We start from the raw sequence: 19,948 nt of genomic DNA, 5'->3' as shown, positions 1-19,948 counted from the left end.
AAAAGCACTTGGCGATATCATCAGTCTCTTCTCCATCAATGAATGCCAGAACTTCTTTAAGGCTGCTGGGTATGAGGCCGAATAAATGCGACACGCTTTAGAATTAGGAACAGTACGGACTTGCGCATTCATTTCTCCTTGGCTGAAGCAGAATAACGAACGGCTTTCCTTGATGTTCCCTTCCTGCAGCTGGCTTCTTCGAGAGAGCCGGGCAGAGGTTGGCGGTTGCCCTGGTTCGCTTCTGAATGGACGCGCTCGGCAACTAATCTTCGGTGGATTTATAATCGTCGGGAGGAGCATCAAACTGGAAGACATTGCAAGCTTCCCAGTTATCACATGTGAGGCGAATGCGTTCATAAGCTAACCACAACCGCATGTCGGCAAACTTTCCAAGGAAGAGTTCAGATACGTTGGTGCCTAACCGCGCGTGGCTTTTCCGCTGTGTATCTTCAGCTTGAGACGCACATTCTTCATATTTCGGAAGACTGCGACCCCATCAAAATTCAAGTCGAGCCAAAAAGTCGTCCTTCCCCCTGCAACTGCCGTAAGGGCGCGGAAAACTCTGCATTGAAGCCTTCGGGTCTAAATTCAGACCTAACTTCCCCGGAGCCTAGCAGACCCATTCTTATGAGCTTGGAGCCAAATCCTGTTTTTGTCGGTTGAGTAACGAGCGGGCCACCGACTTCGGTCCAATTCATTGAAAAAACCGGATCAACTCGTTTCTTGGATACAGCAATATTCAATTGCACCTGTCCGGAATCATTGGAAAGCGCTCCATATTTGATCGCATTGGTCGTCAGTTCGTGAATCAAAAGCGAAAGGGTAGACGCGCCCTTCGGACCGATCATTACATCGGGCCCACTCATGTGAACGCGCTCGGCAACAGCCAGCGCTGTTGTTATTCCAGACACGATTTGACGCAATGAACCTTCTGAGCTTTTACCAAGCCGAAGAACATCATGAGCATTGCCCAACGCAAACAGCCGCTTAGTAAAAGTGTTGATGACCTCTTCGTCGGCATTATTGTTGAATGTCTGGCTCGCAATTGCAGATACCACACTGAATGTATTCTTGATGCGATGAGCGAGTTCGGCATTTAGAATCTTGGCGTGTTTTTCGGATTCCACCTTTTCGGTAGTTTCGATGACTGTATCGATCATCCCGCCAACACGCCCTTGCTCGTCAAAGATCGGGCTGTAGCAGAAAGTAAAGTAGCACTGTTCATCATAACCGTGTCGATCGATCACGAGAGGGTAGTCTTCGATAAACGTCGCTTCGCCAGCATAAGCTTTCTGGACCATCGGCAGCAGTTCATCCCAGACTTCAAACCAAATATCGCGAAAGGATGCTCCCATGCAGTTCTCTTTCTCACCGAGAATAGGCCTGAAAGCGTCGTTATAAATCGTCGTATATTCCGGACCCCAAATGATTGCTTTGGGAAATTGTGAAGCCAGCATCATCTGCACCGCAGTGACCAGAGGCGCTGGCCAATTCCCAGGCACTCCGATCGGTTTCCGACTCCAATCCAGCGACCGGATTTCATCAGCCGACTGACCACGTCCATGCAGAAAAAGCACAGCACTATCCATAGTTTATTCCAATTTTTATGAGGACGTTGCGTCGGCAGTACTCAACGCTTCTATTAGATTTGGCTAATAAAAGCGAGAGTTAATCGATGTTTCAACACTCCGGCTGGCTCGTTATCCGCCAGGATGATGCAGACCGAACGGGCGAGGGTGGTGACCACGACAAAATCGTCTACAATCCGTTGGACTGCTGACTTCGCGAGCTGCCGTATTGTTTGCCGACGCCGCGCGCAGCCTGCGCATCTGGTGAGGCTGGTCGACAGTAGGTGTGGCGCCTTCTTGCGCAACTCATCCAGAGTTCTTCGCCGCGTGGTGGGGGCAAATGGATCGGGGTATATTATTAAACGCCCCTGTTTTATCTGGCGCGTTTCTTATCTCAGATAGTGGATATGTGGGCGCCCGCTGAACGGAGAAGTTTCCACGCGCGCTTCAATCGAGAAGACTTGCTTCAGAATAGTCTCGTTGATGACCTCTTCCGGTGTCCCCGAAGTCACGATCTTTCCAGATAGCATAATGATCAATTCATCGCAAAACATGGCGGCATGATTAAGGTCGTGCAGTGCAATGATACTCGTGATTGGTAACCCTGAAACCAGCTTTAACAAGCTCATCTGGTGCTGAATATCCAGATGATTGGTTGGTTCATCAAAGATGAGCTCTTTCGGCGTCTGGGCCAAAGCCCTTGCAATATGCGTGCGCTGTTTTTCGCCACCTGACAGACTTTGCCACGTGTCGTTTTTCTTGGCCGTCATACCGGTGCGTTCAATTGCATCTTGAACGGCTCCTTCATCCGCGCCTGTCCAGCCCGAGAACATCGATCTGTGTGGAAAACGCCCAAGTCTTACAATGTCCAGGACTTTCAGACCAGCGTTTGTCGTGGCGTGTTGTTCAACAAAAGCCACACGCTGCGCGACGCTACGCCGGGCAACTGTATTGATATCTTTTTCGTCAAGCAGGACATGCCCGGAATGGGGGCGTTTTAAGCCCGCGATCAGACGCAGCAGGGATGTTTTTCCAGAACCGTTTGGTCCTAAAAGCCCCAGCATCTTTCCAGGCTTTGCCTCGAAAGACACGTCGTCGATTATCGTTTTCTTGCCAATTTTCCAGACAAGATTTTCGGCTCTGATCGTCATGATGGGCGCTGAAAACGGTATAGAATGATCGAGAAGAAAGGCACGCCGACAAGTGCTGTCACCACACCGATGGGGAGGACCTGTTGCGGTATCAACGCGCGTGAGGCGATATCGGCCAACACCATGAAGATTGCACCGACGATCGCGCAGGCGGGCAACAACCTTATGTGTAGCGGACCGACGATGAAGCGTGCGGCATGAGGGACAACGAGCCCGACGAAGCCTATCGAACCGACCATGCTGACGATAGTGGCTGTCATCATTGCTGTGAGCGCAAAGAGAACAATGCGCGCACGGGCCACATTAACGCCGAGCGATGAGGCGGCTTCATCGCCAAAAGCGAAAGCATCCAGAACATGGGCATAGAGAAGGCAGGCGATAAGACCGAAGGTGATGACCACCGACACCAGCGTGAATTCTGGCCAGCGAACGCCACCGAAGCTGCCAAGGAGCCAGAACATCACGTCACGAGCCTGCTGCGCATCGCCGGATGTGGTGACGATATACGAGGTCGCAGCGTTGAAAAGTTGTGAAGCCGCTACGCCCGCCAGAATGGTGCGATCCGCACCGCCCCTTGTTCCATTGGAGAGGAGCGCAACAAAGAAGAAGGCCGCAAACGCGCCAACGAATGCGCCTGCTGATAATGAAACTGCGCCAGCACCGATGCCAAGGATGACAACTGTTACAGCACCGGTCGATGCTCCCGCCGAAATACCCAGAACATAGGGTTCAGCCAGCGGATTGCGCAAAAGCGATTGCATGATCGCGCCTGAAAGCGCGAGACCCGCACCACAAAATGCCGCCACCAACGCGCGGCTGAGGCGGTAATCCCAGATGACCGTTTCATGAATGCGATTGAGCTCGACGGAACTCCATCCAAGACGATTGGTTATCGCTGCAAACGTTGTCGATAAAGGGATCGGCAGATCTCCGATCCCGACACTGATACCCACCACCAATCCGATTGCAACAAGCGACGCCAACAGCATCATGCTGAAGGCGCCCCAATGCCTTAAAGATGGTCCAGCAGCACTCACTTGAGAATACCAAGCGCTTTCAGCTGTTCCGCGACCTGTTCTGCGCCATAAATCGTGCGGATGGTCGGGTTCATCGCCTGACCATCCATGACGGCAATGGCCTTGTTCTTGACGGCTGGCATCTGGCTGACCGCAGGGTCTGTGTTGAGAAACTGGATCTTGGCTTCTGGCTTGTCGAGTTCCCAACGATTACGGTCGAGATTTGCAACAACAATGACGTCAGGGTTGGCGGCGATAATGCTTTCCCAACCAAGCGTCGGCCATTCGGCTTCTGCCTTGATGGCATTCTCGCCGCCCAGAACGTCAGCGATGAAGCTCGAGGCACCGTTTCCTCCACCCAGATAGGCGTCCGCCGATGGCGACGGGCTGGAGAACCAGAAGACATAAGAAAGTTTCTTACCGCTCGCGGGAACGCTTGCGCGCAAGGCCGCCTCGCGTGCCTTGAAATCAGCGATCAGCGCCTGACCGCGATCTGAAACATCGAAAATCTGCGAAAGCTCGTCGATCTCCTTATAAAGAAGATCCATGTTCCACAGCTTGTCGCGGCTGCCATATTCATCCCTGACCTTCTCTGTGCTCAGGCACGTGCTGGGCGAAAGATAGGTGGGGACGCCTACCTTGTCGAAATCCTCGCGCTTTGCAACCTTGCTGTTCAGGCCAATGAGGCTTGGAAGAGCTGCCGCTACGAAATCCGGATTTTCTGCAAGGATCGATTCAAATGTCGGGAACTCAACGGTGAGAAGCTTTACTTTAGAATTGGCGGCTTCAAGCCGCGGCAAAACCTTGCTTGGCCAGAACGCCGTTCCCGCCATTTTCTCCTCAAGGCCCAGAAGCAACATGATTTCAGCGCTGTTCTGTCCAAGGCTGATCGCGCGCTCCGGCGCCTTCTGAAACGTTACTTTCGTACCGCAGTTTTCGAGCGTCAGCGGATATTGTGTGGCGGCATCTGCTACATTGTTCTGAAGCGCGAACACAGCAACAAGGCCGGTAGCGGCCAGAAGAGTTTTCATTGCAGTCACTGATAAAATCCTGGATTGCGGGACGCTCTTTTCCGTCGGCCTTGTGGAACTGGCTTTCCTATAATCCAAATGTTGTTTTTAAAACAAGAGTGCATTTGTCTTATTTTAGGCGCGCCAGAGATTGACGCCATGCTTCAATGGGGGCACAACTCACTGTGCATGTTCAGAATTTCAACTTGAAACCCTTTCGTAAGTAGCAATCCCGTTTAAGCTTCGTCGCCTGTTCCGTCGCGGCTTCTTCGGGCAGGTTTACACTTTAGAAGCACCGTTCTGACAAGCAGGGTAGGTTACATCTGCCACTCGTCGGCGCAGTATTGCTTCCACGCGAGATCAAGAAAGTTTTGGATGTCGATCCACGAGTGCCTGTCTACGCAGGCGCAAATCCTCGATCTGTTGTTCGAGCGTGAGAATGTCCTCATCGATTGCCTGAACGCGCTGCTCTATATTGGAATAGGCTTCCTGCAATAACTGTTTGGCTTCGGTCTTGCTCGATGCGCTCGGTGTATCTCCTCTCAGTGGACGGTTAGCCGTTTCGGGTAGAAAGAACGCCGTGATCAGCCCGATAACTGCAGCGCACATAAGATAATAGGCGGGCAAATAGAGGTTCTCTGTGGCCTCGACGAGCCAAGCAGCAACGGTCGGCGTCAGTCCCGCGATGATAATCGAAATATTGAATGCCGCCGCGAGAGCACTGTATCGAATACGCGCGGGGAAAAGCGCCGGAAGTGTTGACGCCATAATGCCAGTGAGACAATTAAGCAGGACTGCCAGTATCAGCAGCCCGACAAATATCGTTGCGATGTTGCCACTGGCGATCAGGTGAAAGGCAACAACAGACAACAACAGCAGGCCAACGCTTCCGATAATCAGAAACGGTCTGCGGCCAAACCGATCACTGAGAAATCCCACAACTGGCTGAACAAACAGCATGCCGATCATCACCACGATGATGATGAGCACACCGCGGTCCTCGGAATAGCCAAGGCTTTGCGACAGGTAGGTCGGCATGTAGGTCAGCAGCATGTAATAGGTGATGTTCGTCACCAGCACCATTCCGGTGCACACACTTAACGCACGCCAATATTTGCTGACAATTTCATTGAATGACACCATCGGGCGGTCTTCGATTGCATCCCGATCTTCTTTTTCCAGTGCTTCAAGTTGCTGCATAAACGCTGGCGTTTCTTCAGCCGCATGACGCAGATACAGTCCGATCAGCCCGAGAGGCGCAGCAAAATAGAATGGAACCCGCCATCCCCACTCTAGAAAGGCTGTTTCGCCGAGCATTGTGCTGAGAAAAACAACGAAACCGGCTCCCAGAACAAAACCGGCAATCGAGCCAAAATCGAGCCAGCTGCCCAGAAAGCCGCGACGTTTATCGGGTGCATATTCTGCTACGAAAATAGCAGCTCCGGTATATTCACCACCGACGGAAAAGCCCTGCGCCAGCTTACAGATCAACAGAAGGATTGGGGCCCAGATGCCAATGGTGGCGTAAGAGGGGATGAGGCCGATGCAAAAAGTGCTGGCGGCCATGATTATAATGGTAAGGGAAAGGACTTTCTGGCGGCCAAAACGGTCACCCATGACGCCAAAAAACAACCCACCAAGGGGACGCACCAGAAATGGTACGGAAAAAGTAGCCAGGGCTGCAATGGTCTGCGTGCCGGGCGAGGCATTTGGAAAGAACACTTGGCCCAAAGCATAGGCGACGAAGCCATATACGCCAAAATCAAACCACTCCATGGCATTGCCCAAGGCTGCAGCGGTGATAGCCTTTTTGAGCTTTACGTTATCTATGACCTTGATATCATGAATTTGTAATGGTTCGATCTGGGATGAATTGCTCGAAAGATTGCTTTGGGTCATTCTTTCTGCCTTTGGCTTTTAACTCCCACTAAAATACATTTATAGTAGTCAACCGGCAACTTTCAACGTTGATGCGGGAACGACTCGCAAGGTGCTTTGAACACGATAGGTGGGAAACATCGAAACGAATAGAAAGCTTTCGTACAAACTGGGACTGTCAGCCCCTTGTTCTCACCATGTAAGATCAGTGAGCTGGCCTACTCGCAAAAAAGTCAGGCCGTTATTCCAAATGCCAGTCGCGGTTCGTTAAATTCCTTAATAGCTACGCCTTGTTGGCGCCCGTCAGAGCACTCCAGCACATATCGATAATCAACTGCCTTTCCTCGGGCTCAAGGGGAAGCGGGTTGGGACGTCTTCGTTTCAGGGTATGACGGGTCGCACCGCGAGCAAAACTTGCAAGGAGCTTTGGCGATCCTGAATGAACCGAATCCGCTTCCTGCGCGGCGAGAATGATCGCATCGGTATATGCGAGGAAATCCCGGAACAAATCAGCGGTTTGTTCCAGCGTCCGGACCGGGTTGTTGTTCAAATAATCGAACAAAGCCGCCCGCTCAGCATCTTCCCAAATAAAATCGACATAGCGCTCCAGATATTGGCGGATGCGCTTTTCATGTGGAAGGTCCGCCGCCATTTCCGGCGCCAGCTTTGATCGCCACACCGGCAAGAGAATTGAAACGCAGTACGTCGCCACCCACGCGCTTGCTGAATGAAGATTCCGCCGAGCAGGCACTTTTTTTTGGGGTGAAAGGGCCTTTCCGTTCTCTTGCTCAGCCCTGCATACGGTATTGGTGATCTAAGCACTAGCCGACGCCCATCAGCGATTTCGGCTGTCCGCCAAGCGATCTTTGTAGCAAAGATTGCTTTTACAACTCCGTGGTGTCGACGATGTCTCGCCCGGTCGCGGCAACCATTTCCATCCGCTGTGCGAATTCCCGTCGGAGCGTCCGTCGGAGTTCGGCTGCTTCATGGCGCCTGCGATCCAAAGCGTCGACTGGGATCAAGGCAGGCACTGCAACAGGTCGCCCGGTATCATCGACCGCTACCATTGTAAAATAACAGGAATTGGTGTGGCGGCGCTTGCCCGAGCGGATATGCTCCGCTTCCACGCGAATGCCGATCTCCATGGACGTTCGGCCAGTATGGTTTACCGAAGCCCGAAACGTCACGAGTTCACCGACGTTGATCGGCTCCTTGAACGTGACCTGATCGACAGAAAGCGTAACTGCATATTGTTTCGAATAGCGCGATGCACAGGAAAAAGCGACACGGTCCAGCAGGTTCAACAAGGCGCCGCCGTGAACCTTGCCGCTGAAATTTGCCATGTCGGGCGTCATCAAAACCGTCATTTCCAGGCGGTGAGGATCGGGTTCGGTCGGCAGCATAAAGGTCCTTTCCGGGTCGTGTCAGCTCCGAATTCTTATATCGGCACCCGCATTACTAGCGCAATCGACGGCTTTTTTGCCGCCAACCCAGTGTCAGCATGTTTCGTGTGCATGCCATTCGATATTTTTCGGCGTGGCATTGGCTTCGCCGCGCGCTTCCGCGAACCGCTCGCCTACATCGATTCGCGTACGCGCTCCCATGCATTGGTCAAATGGCGGCCCAATACTTCGGACAACCGGGTCGCGTTACGGGCCTCCAGGGCCTCGATCATTTCTTCATGCTCCGATACAGCCGCCGCCCATTTCTCGGCGCCTTCATGGCCGACGAAACGAATCCGTTTCAATCGTGTCTGCAGCATTTGGTGAACGTCTGCCAGCGTAGGGTTCTTGGCAAGACGAACAATAGCGATATGAATCTGCTGGTTCAGTTTGTAATATTGCAGCCGATCAGCGGTTCGGTAGCGCTTGATCATTTCATCGTGCAGCGAACGAACCTCAGCAATTTCCTTGTCGGTTGCGAGCTCGCAGGCCAGTTTGCCTGCTAGTTCTTCCAGGGTGCGCAGGACGGTGAGCATGTCCTTGACATCAGCTGCGCTGAACCGTTTCACAACTGCGCCGCGGCTTGGAACAAGCTCGACCAATCCTTCGCTGGCCAGATATTTGATAGCCTCACGCAGCGGTGTGCGGGACACGCCGAGCTGTTCTCCAAGCTGCCCTTCATGCAGGCGCGTGCCGGGCTCCAGCTGTCCTTCAATGATCATGTCGCGCAGATGGTTGACAAGCATATCGTGCAAAGCCGTGCGGCGGAACGATTGTGAGCCGTGTTCGGCTTGCTCGGTTTTCTGATTTTCGTCCATCGGCCTTTTTCTCAAAGGGTGAGCCCGAATCCTTACCTCACCGTTCGAGGTGAAGATGGCTGGCCTGCTCTCAACCGTCAATATAAAATGCTGCATACAGAATACAAAATACTTGCGTCGCGCTGAGACCTGCCATATGCATATTGCATACAGAATGCAGACGAGGAGGATACGAATGACCGCTAATGGCGCTGAACCGAGCGTGATTGCGCTTGCAATGGGGGATCCAGCCGGTGTCAGTCCCGAGCTGACAGCACGCCTCCTCGCTTTGCCCGATGTCAGAAAGGAAGCGCATCTCATCGTGTTTGGTGATCGCCGCATTCTGAACGAAGGTGCGCATATTGCGGGTGTTGAGCTTGATCTTCAGGAATCCACTCTCGAAAATGCACCGAACATGCCGGTCGGCAAGCACGTCTTCATTGACTTGAGGAATCTCGATCCGAAGGATGTTGTGCGCAGTGAAGCCACGCTGGTCGGTGGAACTTTTGCAACCCAGAACTTTCGTACTGCATTGGAATTTGCCGATGCCGGGCATGCACAGGCTGTTTGCTTTACGCCGTTCAACAAGCAGGCCATGCGGTTCGCCTATCCAGGTTATGACGACGAAATCCGCTTTGTTGCCGATGTGCTGGGCTTCAAAGGCAAGGTGCGTGAGTTCAATGTTCTGGAGAAAGTCTGGAACGCACGCGTGACGTCGCATATTCCACTCAAGGATGTAGCTGCGACCTTGACTGTTGAAGGAATTCTCGCCGAGCTGGAGCTGGCCTGGTTTTGCTTGAAGAAGGCGGGACATGACAACCCGAAGATCGCAGTGGCCGGACTCAATCCGCATGCCGGTGATGGCGGCAGCTTTGGCATGGAAGAAATTGACGTCATTGAGCCTGCAGTCAAGGCGGCGAAAGCCAAGGGGTTCGATGTCGATGGTCCGTTTCCGGCTGACACAGTGTTTCTGCGCGCGCTGAAGGATGGCTTTCAGGCGGTGCTGACCATGTATCACGATCAGGGGCAGATCGCGATGAAGCTGATGGGCTTCGACAAAGGTGTGACAATGATGGGCGGATTGCCGTTTCCTCTTTGCACTCCTGCTCACGGCACTGCATACGATATTGCCGGGAAGGGCGTCGCCGACGTGGGGGCCACGCGCGAAGCGATCCTGCTCGCGGCACGAATGGCGAAAAGAGCAGCTGCACTTTCAGACGCGGCCTGATTTTCGACATTTTGACACTATCGGCATGGGGGGAGGCCTGTGCCGCTTAACTGGGAGGATGGACCATGAAGAAGTCTTTGCATATCGCGTGCCTGACGGCAGGTGTGGCAATAATCGCATCATCTGCTTTGGCATTCGAGCCGACACGGCCCGTGGAGTTTGTCGTGACCGCCGGACCGGGCGGTGGCACAGATATTTTCGCGCGTACGATTCAGTCTATCATCGGCAAATATGATCTGATGAGCGCGCCAATCGTTGTCACAAACAAGGGCAGCGCAGGCGGGGCGGAAGGCTTTGTCTATACTGCTGGCTATAAGGGCGATCCTTACAAGCTCGCATTCGGAACCAACAACGCCTATCTTCTGCCAGTACGTGCCAAAGTACCTTATAAATCGACAGATTTGCTCCCCGTCTCGGCGCTTGCTTCGGATGAATTCATTCTTTGGGTCAACGGAAAGTCCGACTTCAAGACAGCCGCAGAGTTTATCGCCAAGGCGAAAGATGATGCGGGCATGAAGATTGGCGGCAGCCAGTCCAAGGACGTTGACCAGATTCTGACATCCATGATCAACGATGCCACGGGCTCAAAGCTCGGCTATATCCCTTTCAAAAGCGGTGGCGAAGCCGCCGTTCAGCTTGCGGGCGAGCACATCGCAGCCAATGTCAACAATCCGAGTGAGAACCTCGGTCAATGGCAGGCGGGTATGGTGAAACCACTTTGTGTTTTCAAGGGAGAAAAGCTCAAGGGTGACGGCAAGGTTGCTGGCGACATGGGCTGGAGCGACATCCCGACCTGCAAGGAAGCAGGAATTACAATCGAAAATTACTCCATGCCACGCACCGTATGGCTTCCCGCAGGCGTCGATCAGGACGTCGTCGATTACTATGCAGGCGTACTCAAGAAGGTTGCAGAGACACCTGAATGGGCGAAGTATCTTGCCGATAGTTCGCAATCTTCCGCCTATATGAGCGGAGGTGAACTCTCATCCTTTATCAAGAACGATGAAACAGCGGTAACAGCCGTGCTCAAGCGTGAAGGCTGGCTCGCCAACTGACGTTTTGTGCATTCATGCAGACGCCGATGGCGTCTGCATCATTCATCAAAGGGGTTCATCCCATGAGTGATAAAGGTGAAGGCGGCATTTCCCGCTTCGTCATCGAGACGGGTGTTGCTCTCCTGACAGGCGCGCTGGGAGCGGCGGTCTGTTTCGGCGCACAACAGGCCGGTACAGGCTGGACGGAAATGGGGCCGGATGCGGGTTATTTTCCGTTCTACATCGGGCTGCTGATCATGTTCGGAAGTGCGGTCAATCTCGGTGTGGCATTTGTAAAACATCGCGGTAGCGGGGAAGTCTTCGTTGAACTCTCCCGGCTGAAACCGGTTTTCGGTTTTGCCTTGCCGCTCGTTGCCTTCGCTGCCATATCCTCGGTTCTCGGGTTGTATGTCGGCACGGCACTCTACATCGCTGGAGCGATGATGTTTCAGGGACGCTACAAGTGGTGGGCTTCCATACCAGCCGGTATCGCCATTTCCCTGTTCTTTTTCGTCATTTTTGAAATCGGCTTCAAGGTTCCGCTCCTTAAAGGCCCGGTCGAGGCTTTCTTCGGCATTTATTGATACCGGAAAGTCCGATGTCTTTGGAGGAAAGACATGGAAAACTTCAGTCTCTTGATGGATGGCTTCGCCCATATACTCAGTTTCAATCATGTTCTGTTGATGATGCTGGGTGTGACGCTTGGAATTCTGGTTGGCGTCTTGCCGGGATTGGGCGCGCCCAATGGCGTTTCCCTGCTTTTGCCGCTGACATTCACGATGGACCCTATTTCCGCGATTATTCTGCTTTCCTGTATGTATTGGGGAGCATTGTTTGGCGGATCGACAACGTCCATTCTGTTCAATATTCCAGGCGAGCCTTCCTCTGTTGCCACTACATTCGATGGTTATCCGATGGCGAAGGCCGGACATGCGAGCCGCGCTTTGACGCTGGCATTCGTTTCCGCTGGTATCGGAGCACTGGCGGGCGTGGTGATGATTACACTGCTCTCCAGTTGGGTTGCCAATTTCGCCCTGCGGTTTTCATCGCCGGAATATTTCGCTGTTTATTTTCTGGCTTTTGCCAGCTTCATATCCATGGGCGCTCAATCGCCCTTCAAGACGCTCGTTTCCATGATGATCGGTTTTGCTTTTGCTTCGGTGGGCATGGATACGATCTCGGGCAATTTGCGCCTGACATTCGAGATACCGGAACTCATCAAGGGTATTTCCTTTCTGATTGCAGTGATGGGCCTGTTCGGGATCGGCGAATTGTTGCTGACGACGGAAGAGGGGTTACGCTTTGATGGAATCAAGGCGCGGGTGCGTCTCGGTGAGATTGGGCGTACGCTGCTGGAAATGCCGCGCTACTGGTTTACGCTTGCACGATCGACGCTGATCGGTATCTGGATGGGCATAACACCCGCCGGGCCAACGGCCGCATCCTTTATGAGCTATGGCGTGGCCCGTCGTTCCGCCCGTGATAAATCGAAGTTCGGCAAGGGAGACCCTCGCGGTATCGTGGCACCGGAAACCGCTGACCATTCAGCCGGTACATCTGCGCTTCTCCCGATGCTTGCGCTTGGCGTGCCGGGTTCGGCTACCGCTGCTGTGATGATGGGCGGCCTGATGATCTGGGGCCTCACTCCCGGCCCGACATTGTTCACGGATCGCCCGGATTTCGTATGGGGCCTGATTGCGTCCATGTATCTTGGCAATATCGTCGCCGTTATTCTGGTACTCGCGACCGTGCCGCTCTACGCATCTATTCTGCGCGTGCCGTTCTCGATCATCGGACCGATCATTGTTGCGGTCATTTTCTCCGGTGCCTATCAGGTCGCCAACTCGATAACCGACGTCTGGCTGGTTATCGCATTCGGGGTGCTGGGTTATATCTTCAAGAAACTAGATTATCCGCTGGCGCCGTTGGTTCTCGCCATGGTTCTCGGAGACAAGGCAGAAGATGCATTCCGTCAGTCGATGATGATGTCCGGCGGCGAACTTTCCATATTCTGGTCGAATGGCTTGGTTGCGTCGTTAATGACGCTCGGCGTCTTCCTGCTTGTTTCTCCCGCCATCTTCTGGGGTATTGCCAAACTGCGCAGCCGAAAAACCGAAATTTCCTCCGGTAACAGCAATATGGCGTGACTTTGATGGATCACACAAAAGAACAGGAACACAAGTTGAAACAGACGACATCCAAATGGACACGTGAAACCTGGCCGATTGCAGCGGCGATGATCCAGTATCCCAATATGCTGCCGGATGGCAGTTCGGTGCAGGATCAGTCGCCAGAAGATTGGGCGCGCACTTTGTCTGACGTTGCGGATGCAGGGTTTACCGAACTCGATCCAACTGACAGCTGGTTGCGGCTGGCGGATTTGTCCCCGGCCCGTCTTAACGAGTTTATGTCGGTCGCCAAATCGCTTGGCTTCACGATACCTGCGATTTCAACCTCGCGGCGCAGCGTGATCGATGCACGACACGGCGACGAATATCTGGCCTATGGACACAAGGTCATCGACACGGCCAAGGAAGTCGGCGCCAGTTGCGTTTCCTTCGGGCTTTTTGAACCGCTGACGGACGCGCAGAAACAGGCATTGTGGTTCTGGACGGTCGATGGAGCGAAGAATCCTGACGATCCGGCTATCTGGAACAAGGCTGTTGAACGCATTCGCGAACTCGGTCGCCACGCAGAGGAGCTTGGTATAGAGCTGTCGCTTGAAATGTACGAGGATACTTATCTCGGCACTGCGGACAGCGCGGTTCGTTTTGTTGAGGAAGTGAGCCTAGAAAATGTTGGGATCAATGCCGATCTGGGTAATCTCATTCGTCTGCACCGTCCGGTCGAGCATTGGCAGAAGATGATGGAGAAGGTTGCGCCTTACGCAAAGTTCTGGCACGTCAAGAACTACACCCGTACAGAAGATCCAGCGTCCGGTATCATCGTCACGCATCCTGCTCCTCTTGAAAGCGGGATCATCAATTATCGTGCAGCGATCAGAATGGCGCTGGATCACGGATTTGCCAGTCCGCTATTATGTGAACATTATGGTGGCGACGGGCTTTCCGTTGCGGCAACAAATCGTGACTACCTGCGCCGCATCCTGCCTCGCGGCTAATGACCCAGATTAAGGACTGTTTTAATGACGACCATTTTTGACGCGCCGGAGGAGTTTGCCTCGACCGCTCTTGCCGGTTTTGCCAGTATCTTTAGCCGCTATGTTCGCTACGTGCGTGGCGGCGTTGTACGCTCCACAAAGGTGCCTCACGGCAAGGTCGCTGTTGTCGTGGGCGGCGGCTCTGGCCATTACCCCGCATTTGCCGGATATGTGGGGCCGGGACTCGCGGATGCAGCCGTTGCCGGTGACGTATTTGCGTCACCTTCCACGGCGGCGGTGGCGCGTATCTGCCGGCAGGCGCATAAGGGCGGCGGTATTCTATTGGGCTTCGGCAATTACGCCGGCGACGTCCTCAATTTTGGCGTGGCCGCCGAACGTCTGCGTGCCGAGGGTATCGACGTCCGCATCGTGCCCGTGACCGATGATGTGGCTAGCGCGTCGATGGATATGCACGAGAAGCGGCGCGGCATTGCTGGTGATCTGGTCGTGTTCAAGATTGCCGGTGCCGCTGCTGAGGCTGGTCTGTCACTGGATGAGGTTGAACGCCTTGCACGTCTCGCGAATGCTAATACTGTGTCTTTCGGTGTTGCCTTCAAAGGCTGTACTTTGCCTGGCGCTCCGCACCCGCTCTTTACCGTACCGGAAGGCCAGATGGCGCTTGGTCTCGGCATTCATGGCGAACCGGGGATCAAGGAAGAGGCGATCCTGCCTGCCTCCGGTCTGGCAAGCCTGCTGGTTGAGAAACTTCTGGCGGAACGCCCCGAAGGAACGCAAAAAGTTGGCGTTATCCTGAACGGCCTTGGTGCGACCAAATATGAAGAACTGTTCGTCCTGTGGACGGCGGTTGCGTCGCTGCTGGAAAAAGCTGATCTCCACGTTGTCGCGCCGGAAGCTGGTGAGTTTGTAACCAGTCTCGACATGCAAGGCTGCTCGTTAACTCTTCTTTGGCTCGATGACGAACTCGAACGCTATTGGTCGGCAGCTTGCGATACGCCGGTTCTGCGTCGCGGCGAAGCAATCGCAGTCGAGCCTGCGGATGATGTCATTGCCAACGAGGATGCGGTTTCTGTTTTTGCTCCAGCCGATGAGGCGGGGCAGGCCGGTGGCATTTGCATTCAGGGTATTTTGCACGCTGTCGCCGACGTACTGGTCGAGGCCGAAGAAGAACTTGGTCGTATCGATGCTTTTGCAGGCGACGGCGATCATGGACAAGGTATGCGTCGAGGCTCTGCGGCTGCAAAAGATGCAGCGGATCAGGCTGTTAAGGCAGGTGCCGGTGCCGCAAGCGTATTGGCTGTGGCAGGCGACGCCTGGGCAGACCGGGCCGGAGGAACATCTGGGGCGCTATGGGGTCTTCTACTGCGCTCTTGGAGCACAGAGCTTTCCGATAATGGCAAGATGGAGGATGGTGCGGTCGTTCGCGGCGGCAGACGCGCGCTTGATTCAGTGACAACCCTTGGCGGGGCTAAACCAGGCGACAAGACATTGGTTGATGCGTTTGTTCCTTTCGTGGAAACGCTCGAAAGGGCGTTTGCATCTGGCAAGACGTTGGCCGATGCCTGGAACAATGCTGCAGAGACTGCAAAGGCGGCGGCAGACGCGACGGCGCCACTTGTGCCGAAACTCGGTCGAGCAAGACCCTTGGCTGAGAAGAGCATCGGACATGCGGATGCAGGGGCCATTTCGCTGGCGCTGGTCGCGAAAACCGTCGGCAGGAAGCTGAGTTAATTTTCTATGCCATGGGGTTCTATGTCGTTTCCAGCTCGGTGCCCGATTCAATGATGATTTGAACATCCAAGCCTTGGCTGATGTATTGTAAGCCTCCCGCTCTTTTACGAGTGGGCGGCAGCGTTGAGCGGGGCAACCCGCATCGATGCAAAAACTGAATATCGATCAATCACCTACTTCGGCCTTGGGGTGACTGAGCGCGGAAACGCCCGATGTTAACTCCTGGCCCGATTTGTGGAGGCGCGTGGCATACGAGAACGCGCCTGCGAAGCCGTTACGAACTGTCCGGCAACCGCATCAGATACTGGCACGACACCGGTTTCATCCTCGATGGCAATTTTATCAATGACATTTTTCATCACGCCGGGATGATCTTCTATCGTCGCCGATGATAGGTTGTGCGCAGCGCACAACGAGACGAAAGATTGGTGGTGATGCCAAAGCTGCGATGTATAAACCTAAGGTTTTATAAAATCTGTAACGTTTCAGAAAATGATTTGGAAAGTAATGGGCATTCTCTTTATCAAGGAGCTCTGGCAGGATCGCGTGACCAAAAAATTGGGAAGAAATAGGATATTAATCTGCTAATTCAGTGAGTTATGGTCATTTCCAAATTTAACTCTTGCAATGCAGATGGTTTTGAATACGATACCTGTAACGTTTCAGATTTGGGAGGAGATGAAATGTATCGATTGAAGTTCGCGACGTTGGTCGCATCGGTGTGCTGCGTAATGACCGGATCGGCATTCGCGGCCGATCTTGAAGTGACGCATTGGTGGACTTCCGGCGGCGAAGCGGCTGCGGTCAAGGTTCTGGCTGAAAAATTCAATACGCTCGGTGGGGATAAGTGGGTCGATGGTGCCATCGCCGGCAGTGGCTCTACGGCGCGTCCCATCATCATCAGCCGTATTTTGGGCGGTAATCCGATGGGCGCCACCCAGCTCAATCACGGACGGCAGGCGGAAGAACTGGTTCAGGGCGGTTTGATGACCGATCTCACTGAACTCGCTGAAAAGGAAGGATGGGCCGATTTTATACGCCCGAAGAGCCTGCTTGAATCCTGTACCTATGAGCGGCGTCTTTATTGTGTGCCATTGAACATTCATTCTTGGGAATGGATGTGGATCAACCCGCAAGCCTTTCGAGACGCTGGCGCAGAACCGCCGAAAAACTGGAGCGACCTCGTTGCTGCGGGGCCAAAGCTCAAGGAAAAGAACATCGTGCCGCTGGCTACCGGTGATGGATGGCAAGTGAACGGCATGTTGACGGTTTTGACGACAGCCATTGTTGGCAAGGACCTCTACCTCAAAGTCAATAAGGACAAGGATGCCGAAGCGGCGCGCGGTCCTGAAATGAAGAAGGTTTTCGAGGCGCTGGCTGAGGCGCGCGGGCTGGCTGATCCCGGTTATGTCGGTCGCTCATGGAACGAAGCCACGAATATGGTGCTGACAGGCCGGGCCGGTACGCAGATCATGGGCGACTGGGCGCAGGGCGAATTCGGCACAGCGGGCAAGGTTGCCGGGAAAGACTATGACTGTTTGCCGGGACTCGGCGTCCATCAATATCTCGATACGGGTGGTGACGCGATTTATTTCCCCAAAAACAAGGATCCGGAAGTCACCAAGGCTCAGCTCAAACTGGCGAGCATGCTCGTTTCCAAGGAGACGCAGGTGGCTTTCAATCTCGCAAAAGGATCGCTGCCGATCCGTGGTGACATTGACCTCGACACGGCTTCGAGCTGCATGCGGGCAGGCATTGATATCCTGAAGAATCCGGACAATATCGTCCCATCGGTTGAACAGTTGCGTGCGCCCGATACACAGGGACAGATCGAGAGCCTTGCGGCGGAATTCTTCTCCAATCCCGATATGACGGTCGATGATATCCAGGAACGTTTTGCGGAGATCATCGAACAGGCGCATTAGAGCGGTTCCTGTTTTAATGGAATCGTCGGAACCGCTCTATCTATTTGTTTTTACGCATTATCCGACGCAAAACCGCTTCGCACTTTTGCTGGAAATGCTCTAGCTCGGTTGCAAGGTCTGGCATTGCTTTGAGGAGGGCAGTGCCGGATTTTCCGGCAATGGGACAGGGAGGATAACATGGCCGTTATAGAAGAGGGCAGTCGCAGAAAGCCCTCCGGAATGTTTCGCAATCTGAATGCGAAAATTGCAGCACTTCCAATGATTGCGACTGTTCTAGTGGTCTTTATCGGTTGTACGCTCTGGACGGTCGCCTATTCCTTCACGTCCTCCAAATCGTTGCCGGTATGGAATTTTGTGGGCTTCGATCAATATGTCAGGCTCTTCGGCGCTTCCCGCTGGCATGTGTCTGTCCGCAATCTGGCAATCTACGGTGTTCTCTGCATGGGGTTCTCACTGGTGGTTGGCTTTTTGCTGGCGGCGCTGATGGACCAGAAGATCCGTTTAGAGAATACGTTTCGAACGATCTTTCTTTATCCTTATGCGTTGTCATTCATTGTGACCGGACTTGTCTGGCAATGGATATTCAACCCTCAACTGGGGTTGGAAAAAGTCATTCGCGATATAGGGTTCGACAGTTTTCAAATGGCGATCCTGTCAAGCCGAACCTATGTCATCTACGCAATCGTTATCGCCGGGCTTTGGCAGATGACCGGACTGGTGATGGTCCTGATGCTGGCCGGATTGCGCAACGTGGATGATGAAATCTGGAAGGCCGCGCGCGTCGACGGCATTCCCAAGTGGAAAGCCTATCTCTTCATCATTCTGCCTATGATGCGCCCGGTGCTGGTGACAACAGTGGTGCTGATCGCGACCGGCATTGTGAAACTCTACGATCTGGTTGTCGCCATGACCAATGGTGGTCCGGGGATAGCGTCGGAAGTGCCAGCCAAATATGTCTACGATTTCATGTTCGGCTGGGCCAATCTTGGACAGGGGCTTGCCGCTTCGACGGTCATGCTCACCACCGTCCTCATCATCCTCGTCCCATGGACCATGCTCGAATACAGCCGGAGGAAAGCGCGATGACGGAAGCAGTGCTGAACCGGAAAATGGAAACTGCGCTGGAGCGAACCGAGGTTCCGCTTGGCGTGGCGCAAGGCAGTGCTGCGCGGCCTTGGGGGCGCAAGCCGAAACGACGCTTTGCACCTGCTACCGTCATGCTCTACAGCATCCTGTTTGTAGCCGCTGTTTACTACCTTTTGCCACTCTATGTGATGGTTGTGACCTCATTGAAGGGCATGCCGGAAATACGCCTCGGCAATATCTTTGCACCACCCGTCGAAGTCACGTTCGAACCGTGGGTCAAGGCATGGAGCCAGGCCTGCACCGGCCTTTATTGCGAAGGCATCCGCGCCGGATTCTGGAACTCCGTCAAGATCACCGTGCCAAGCGTCATCGTGTCCATCGCTATCGCTTCGGTCAATGGATACGCCTTGGCGAACTGGAAATTCAAAGGCTCGGAAATCTTCTTTTCGGTCCTGTTGTTCGGGGCGTTTATTCCTTATCAGGTCATGCTTTACCCGCTGGTCATCATAACGCGGGAGCTTGGCATATTCGGCACGCTGGCTGGTGTTGTGTTCGTCCACACGATTTTCGGCATGCCCATACTGACACTGCTGTTCCGCAACTATTTTGCTGCCCTGCCGCCCGAGCTCTTCAAAGCCGCGCGGGTAGACGGCGCCGGGTTCTGGCGCATCTTTTTTCAAATCATGCTGCCAATGTCGTTCCCCATATTCGTGGTTGCGATCATTCTGCAGGTGACCGGAATCTGGAACGATTTTCTGTTCGGCGTCGTGTTCGCGGGGACACAGAATTTTCCGATGACCGTTCAGCTCAACAATATCGTCAACTCCATGCAGGGTGTGAAGGAATATAACATCAATATGGCCGCCACCATTCTGACAGGCGCCGTACCTTTGTTTGTTTACTTCGTATCGGGCCGTTACTTCGTACGCGGTATCGCTGCGGGCGCAGTGAAAGGATGAACCTC

Annotated in this window: 18 protein-coding genes; 10 read left to right on the top strand and 8 right to left on the bottom strand. The window is 53.8% G+C overall.

What is annotated here, in order from left to right:
- Nucleotides 1-503: 503 nt before the first annotated feature.
- From D8666_RS20495 to D8666_RS20460, 8 genes are all read right to left on the bottom strand, one after another.
- Nucleotides 504-1,589 (bottom strand): sensor histidine kinase, encoded by a 1,086-nt coding sequence (locus tag D8666_RS20495; protein WP_121539226.1) that lies wholly within the window; start codon nt 1,587-1,589, stop codon nt 504-506.
- Between the two features lie 368 nt (nt 1,590-1,957).
- Nucleotides 1,958-2,719: an ABC transporter ATP-binding protein gene (locus D8666_RS20490; RefSeq protein WP_121539225.1), complete on the bottom strand. Its 762-nt coding sequence runs from the start codon at nt 2,717-2,719 to the stop codon at nt 1,958-1,960.
- On the bottom strand, nt 2,716-3,711 hold the full coding sequence (locus tag D8666_RS20485) for a FecCD family ABC transporter permease (protein WP_121539224.1): 996 nt from the start codon (nt 3,709-3,711) through the stop codon (nt 2,716-2,718). The genes D8666_RS20490 and D8666_RS20485 overlap by 4 nt, the downstream gene beginning before the upstream one ends.
- 41 nt (nt 3,712-3,752) lie before the next feature.
- Nucleotides 3,753-4,775: an ABC transporter substrate-binding protein gene (locus D8666_RS20480; protein WP_121539223.1), complete on the bottom strand. Its 1,023-nt coding sequence runs from the start codon at nt 4,773-4,775 to the stop codon at nt 3,753-3,755.
- A 330-nt stretch (nt 4,776-5,105) separates the two neighbouring features.
- Nucleotides 5,106-6,644, bottom strand: coding sequence for a glycine betaine/L-proline transporter ProP (gene proP / locus D8666_RS20475; protein WP_121539222.1), 1,539 nt, complete (start codon nt 6,642-6,644; stop codon nt 5,106-5,108).
- Nucleotides 6,645-6,906: 262 nt separating this feature from the next.
- Nucleotides 6,907-7,275 (bottom strand): hypothetical protein, encoded by a 369-nt coding sequence (locus D8666_RS20470; protein WP_109366318.1) that lies wholly within the window; start codon nt 7,273-7,275, stop codon nt 6,907-6,909.
- A gap of 232 nt (nt 7,276-7,507) precedes the next feature.
- Nucleotides 7,508-8,026 carry an acyl-CoA thioesterase gene (locus D8666_RS20465; RefSeq protein ID WP_167836138.1) on the bottom strand — a complete coding sequence of 173 codons (519 nt, stop codon included), beginning with the start codon at nt 8,024-8,026 and terminating at the stop codon, nt 7,508-7,510.
- A gap of 173 nt (nt 8,027-8,199) precedes the next feature.
- Nucleotides 8,200-8,883 (bottom strand): GntR family transcriptional regulator, encoded by a 684-nt coding sequence (locus D8666_RS20460; protein ID WP_109366317.1) that lies wholly within the window; start codon nt 8,881-8,883, stop codon nt 8,200-8,202.
- Between the two features lie 175 nt (nt 8,884-9,058).
- On the opposite strand from D8666_RS20460, the gene D8666_RS20455 reads away from it, so the two are divergent.
- The 10 genes from D8666_RS20455 (at nt 9,059) to D8666_RS20410 (ending at nt 19,943) form a co-directional block, all read left to right on the top strand.
- Nucleotides 9,059-10,090 (top strand): 4-hydroxythreonine-4-phosphate dehydrogenase PdxA, encoded by a 1,032-nt coding sequence (locus D8666_RS20455; RefSeq protein WP_121539221.1) that lies wholly within the window; start codon nt 9,059-9,061, stop codon nt 10,088-10,090.
- A gap of 65 nt (nt 10,091-10,155) precedes the next feature.
- Nucleotides 10,156-11,145, top strand: coding sequence for a Bug family tripartite tricarboxylate transporter substrate binding protein (locus tag D8666_RS20450; RefSeq protein WP_121539220.1), 990 nt, complete (start codon nt 10,156-10,158; stop codon nt 11,143-11,145).
- Nucleotides 11,146-11,207: 62 nt separating this feature from the next.
- Complete coding sequence (locus D8666_RS20445; RefSeq protein ID WP_121539230.1) at nt 11,208-11,708, top strand: tripartite tricarboxylate transporter TctB family protein; 501 nt, start codon at nt 11,208-11,210, stop codon at nt 11,706-11,708.
- A gap of 33 nt (nt 11,709-11,741) precedes the next feature.
- Nucleotides 11,742-13,271: a tripartite tricarboxylate transporter permease gene (locus D8666_RS20440; protein WP_121539219.1), complete on the top strand. Its 1,530-nt coding sequence runs from the start codon at nt 11,742-11,744 to the stop codon at nt 13,269-13,271.
- A 5-nt stretch (nt 13,272-13,276) separates the two neighbouring features.
- Nucleotides 13,277-14,245 (top strand): sugar phosphate isomerase/epimerase family protein, encoded by a 969-nt coding sequence (locus tag D8666_RS20435; protein ID WP_121539218.1) that lies wholly within the window; start codon nt 13,277-13,279, stop codon nt 14,243-14,245.
- A gap of 24 nt (nt 14,246-14,269) precedes the next feature.
- Nucleotides 14,270-15,973, top strand: a complete 1,704-nt coding sequence (locus D8666_RS20430) for a dihydroxyacetone kinase family protein (RefSeq protein WP_121539217.1) — start codon at nt 14,270-14,272, stop codon at nt 15,971-15,973.
- A gap of 212 nt (nt 15,974-16,185) precedes the next feature.
- Nucleotides 16,186-16,365: an Atu4866 domain-containing protein gene (locus D8666_RS20425; protein WP_235859030.1), complete on the top strand. Its 180-nt coding sequence runs from the start codon at nt 16,186-16,188 to the stop codon at nt 16,363-16,365.
- 291 nt (nt 16,366-16,656) lie between these two features.
- Entirely contained in the window at nt 16,657-17,898 is a 1,242-nt protein-coding gene (locus tag D8666_RS20420) for an ABC transporter substrate-binding protein (protein ID WP_121539216.1), read from the top strand.
- A gap of 177 nt (nt 17,899-18,075) precedes the next feature.
- Nucleotides 18,076-18,984 carry a carbohydrate ABC transporter permease gene (locus tag D8666_RS20415; RefSeq protein ID WP_121539215.1) on the top strand — a complete coding sequence of 303 codons (909 nt, stop codon included), beginning with the start codon at nt 18,076-18,078 and terminating at the stop codon, nt 18,982-18,984.
- Nucleotides 18,981-19,943 (top strand): carbohydrate ABC transporter permease, encoded by a 963-nt coding sequence (locus tag D8666_RS20410; protein ID WP_371830841.1) that lies wholly within the window; start codon nt 18,981-18,983, stop codon nt 19,941-19,943. Before D8666_RS20415 ends, D8666_RS20410 begins: the two co-directional genes overlap by 4 nt.
- Nucleotides 19,944-19,948 lie beyond the last annotated feature (5 nt).

Source organism: Ochrobactrum soli (assembly GCF_003664555.1).
GTDB lineage: Bacteria > Pseudomonadota > Alphaproteobacteria > Rhizobiales > Rhizobiaceae > Brucella > Brucella teleogrylli.
This window is presented reverse-complemented; position numbering and strand designations above follow the sequence as displayed.

Bases quoted from the DNA above. Each gene is read 5' to 3' on its own strand.
- D8666_RS20495 (WP_121539226.1), bottom strand. From the start codon at position 1,589: ATGGATAGTGCTGTGCTTTTTCTGCATGGACGTGGTCAGTCGGCTGAT.
- D8666_RS20490 (WP_121539225.1), bottom strand. From the start codon at position 2,719: ATGACGATCAGAGCCGAAAATCTTGTCTGGAAAATTGGCAAGAAAACG.
- D8666_RS20485 (WP_121539224.1), bottom strand. From the start codon at position 3,711: ATGATGCTGTTGGCGTCGCTTGTTGCAATCGGATTGGTGGTGGGTATC.
- proP (WP_121539222.1), bottom strand. From the start codon at position 6,644: ATGACCCAAAGCAATCTTTCGAGCAATTCATCCCAGATCGAACCATTA.
- D8666_RS20470 (WP_109366318.1), bottom strand. From the start codon at position 7,275: ATGGCGGCGGACCTTCCACATGAAAAGCGCATCCGCCAATATCTGGAG.
- D8666_RS20465 (WP_167836138.1), bottom strand. From the start codon at position 8,026: ATGCTGCCGACCGAACCCGATCCTCACCGCCTGGAAATGACGGTTTTG.
- D8666_RS20460 (WP_109366317.1), bottom strand. From the start codon at position 8,883: ATGGACGAAAATCAGAAAACCGAGCAAGCCGAACACGGCTCACAATCG.
- D8666_RS20455 (WP_121539221.1), top strand. From the start codon at position 9,059: ATGACCGCTAATGGCGCTGAACCGAGCGTGATTGCGCTTGCAATGGGG.
- D8666_RS20450 (WP_121539220.1), top strand. From the start codon at position 10,156: ATGAAGAAGTCTTTGCATATCGCGTGCCTGACGGCAGGTGTGGCAATA.
- D8666_RS20445 (WP_121539230.1), top strand. From the start codon at position 11,208: ATGAGTGATAAAGGTGAAGGCGGCATTTCCCGCTTCGTCATCGAGACG.
- D8666_RS20440 (WP_121539219.1), top strand. From the start codon at position 11,742: ATGGAAAACTTCAGTCTCTTGATGGATGGCTTCGCCCATATACTCAGT.
- D8666_RS20435 (WP_121539218.1), top strand. From the start codon at position 13,277: ATGGATCACACAAAAGAACAGGAACACAAGTTGAAACAGACGACATCC.
- D8666_RS20430 (WP_121539217.1), top strand. From the start codon at position 14,270: ATGACGACCATTTTTGACGCGCCGGAGGAGTTTGCCTCGACCGCTCTT.
- D8666_RS20425 (WP_235859030.1), top strand. From the start codon at position 16,186: ATGTTAACTCCTGGCCCGATTTGTGGAGGCGCGTGGCATACGAGAACG.
- D8666_RS20420 (WP_121539216.1), top strand. From the start codon at position 16,657: ATGTATCGATTGAAGTTCGCGACGTTGGTCGCATCGGTGTGCTGCGTA.
- D8666_RS20415 (WP_121539215.1), top strand. From the start codon at position 18,076: ATGGCCGTTATAGAAGAGGGCAGTCGCAGAAAGCCCTCCGGAATGTTT.
- D8666_RS20410 (WP_371830841.1), top strand. From the start codon at position 18,981: ATGACGGAAGCAGTGCTGAACCGGAAAATGGAAACTGCGCTGGAGCGA.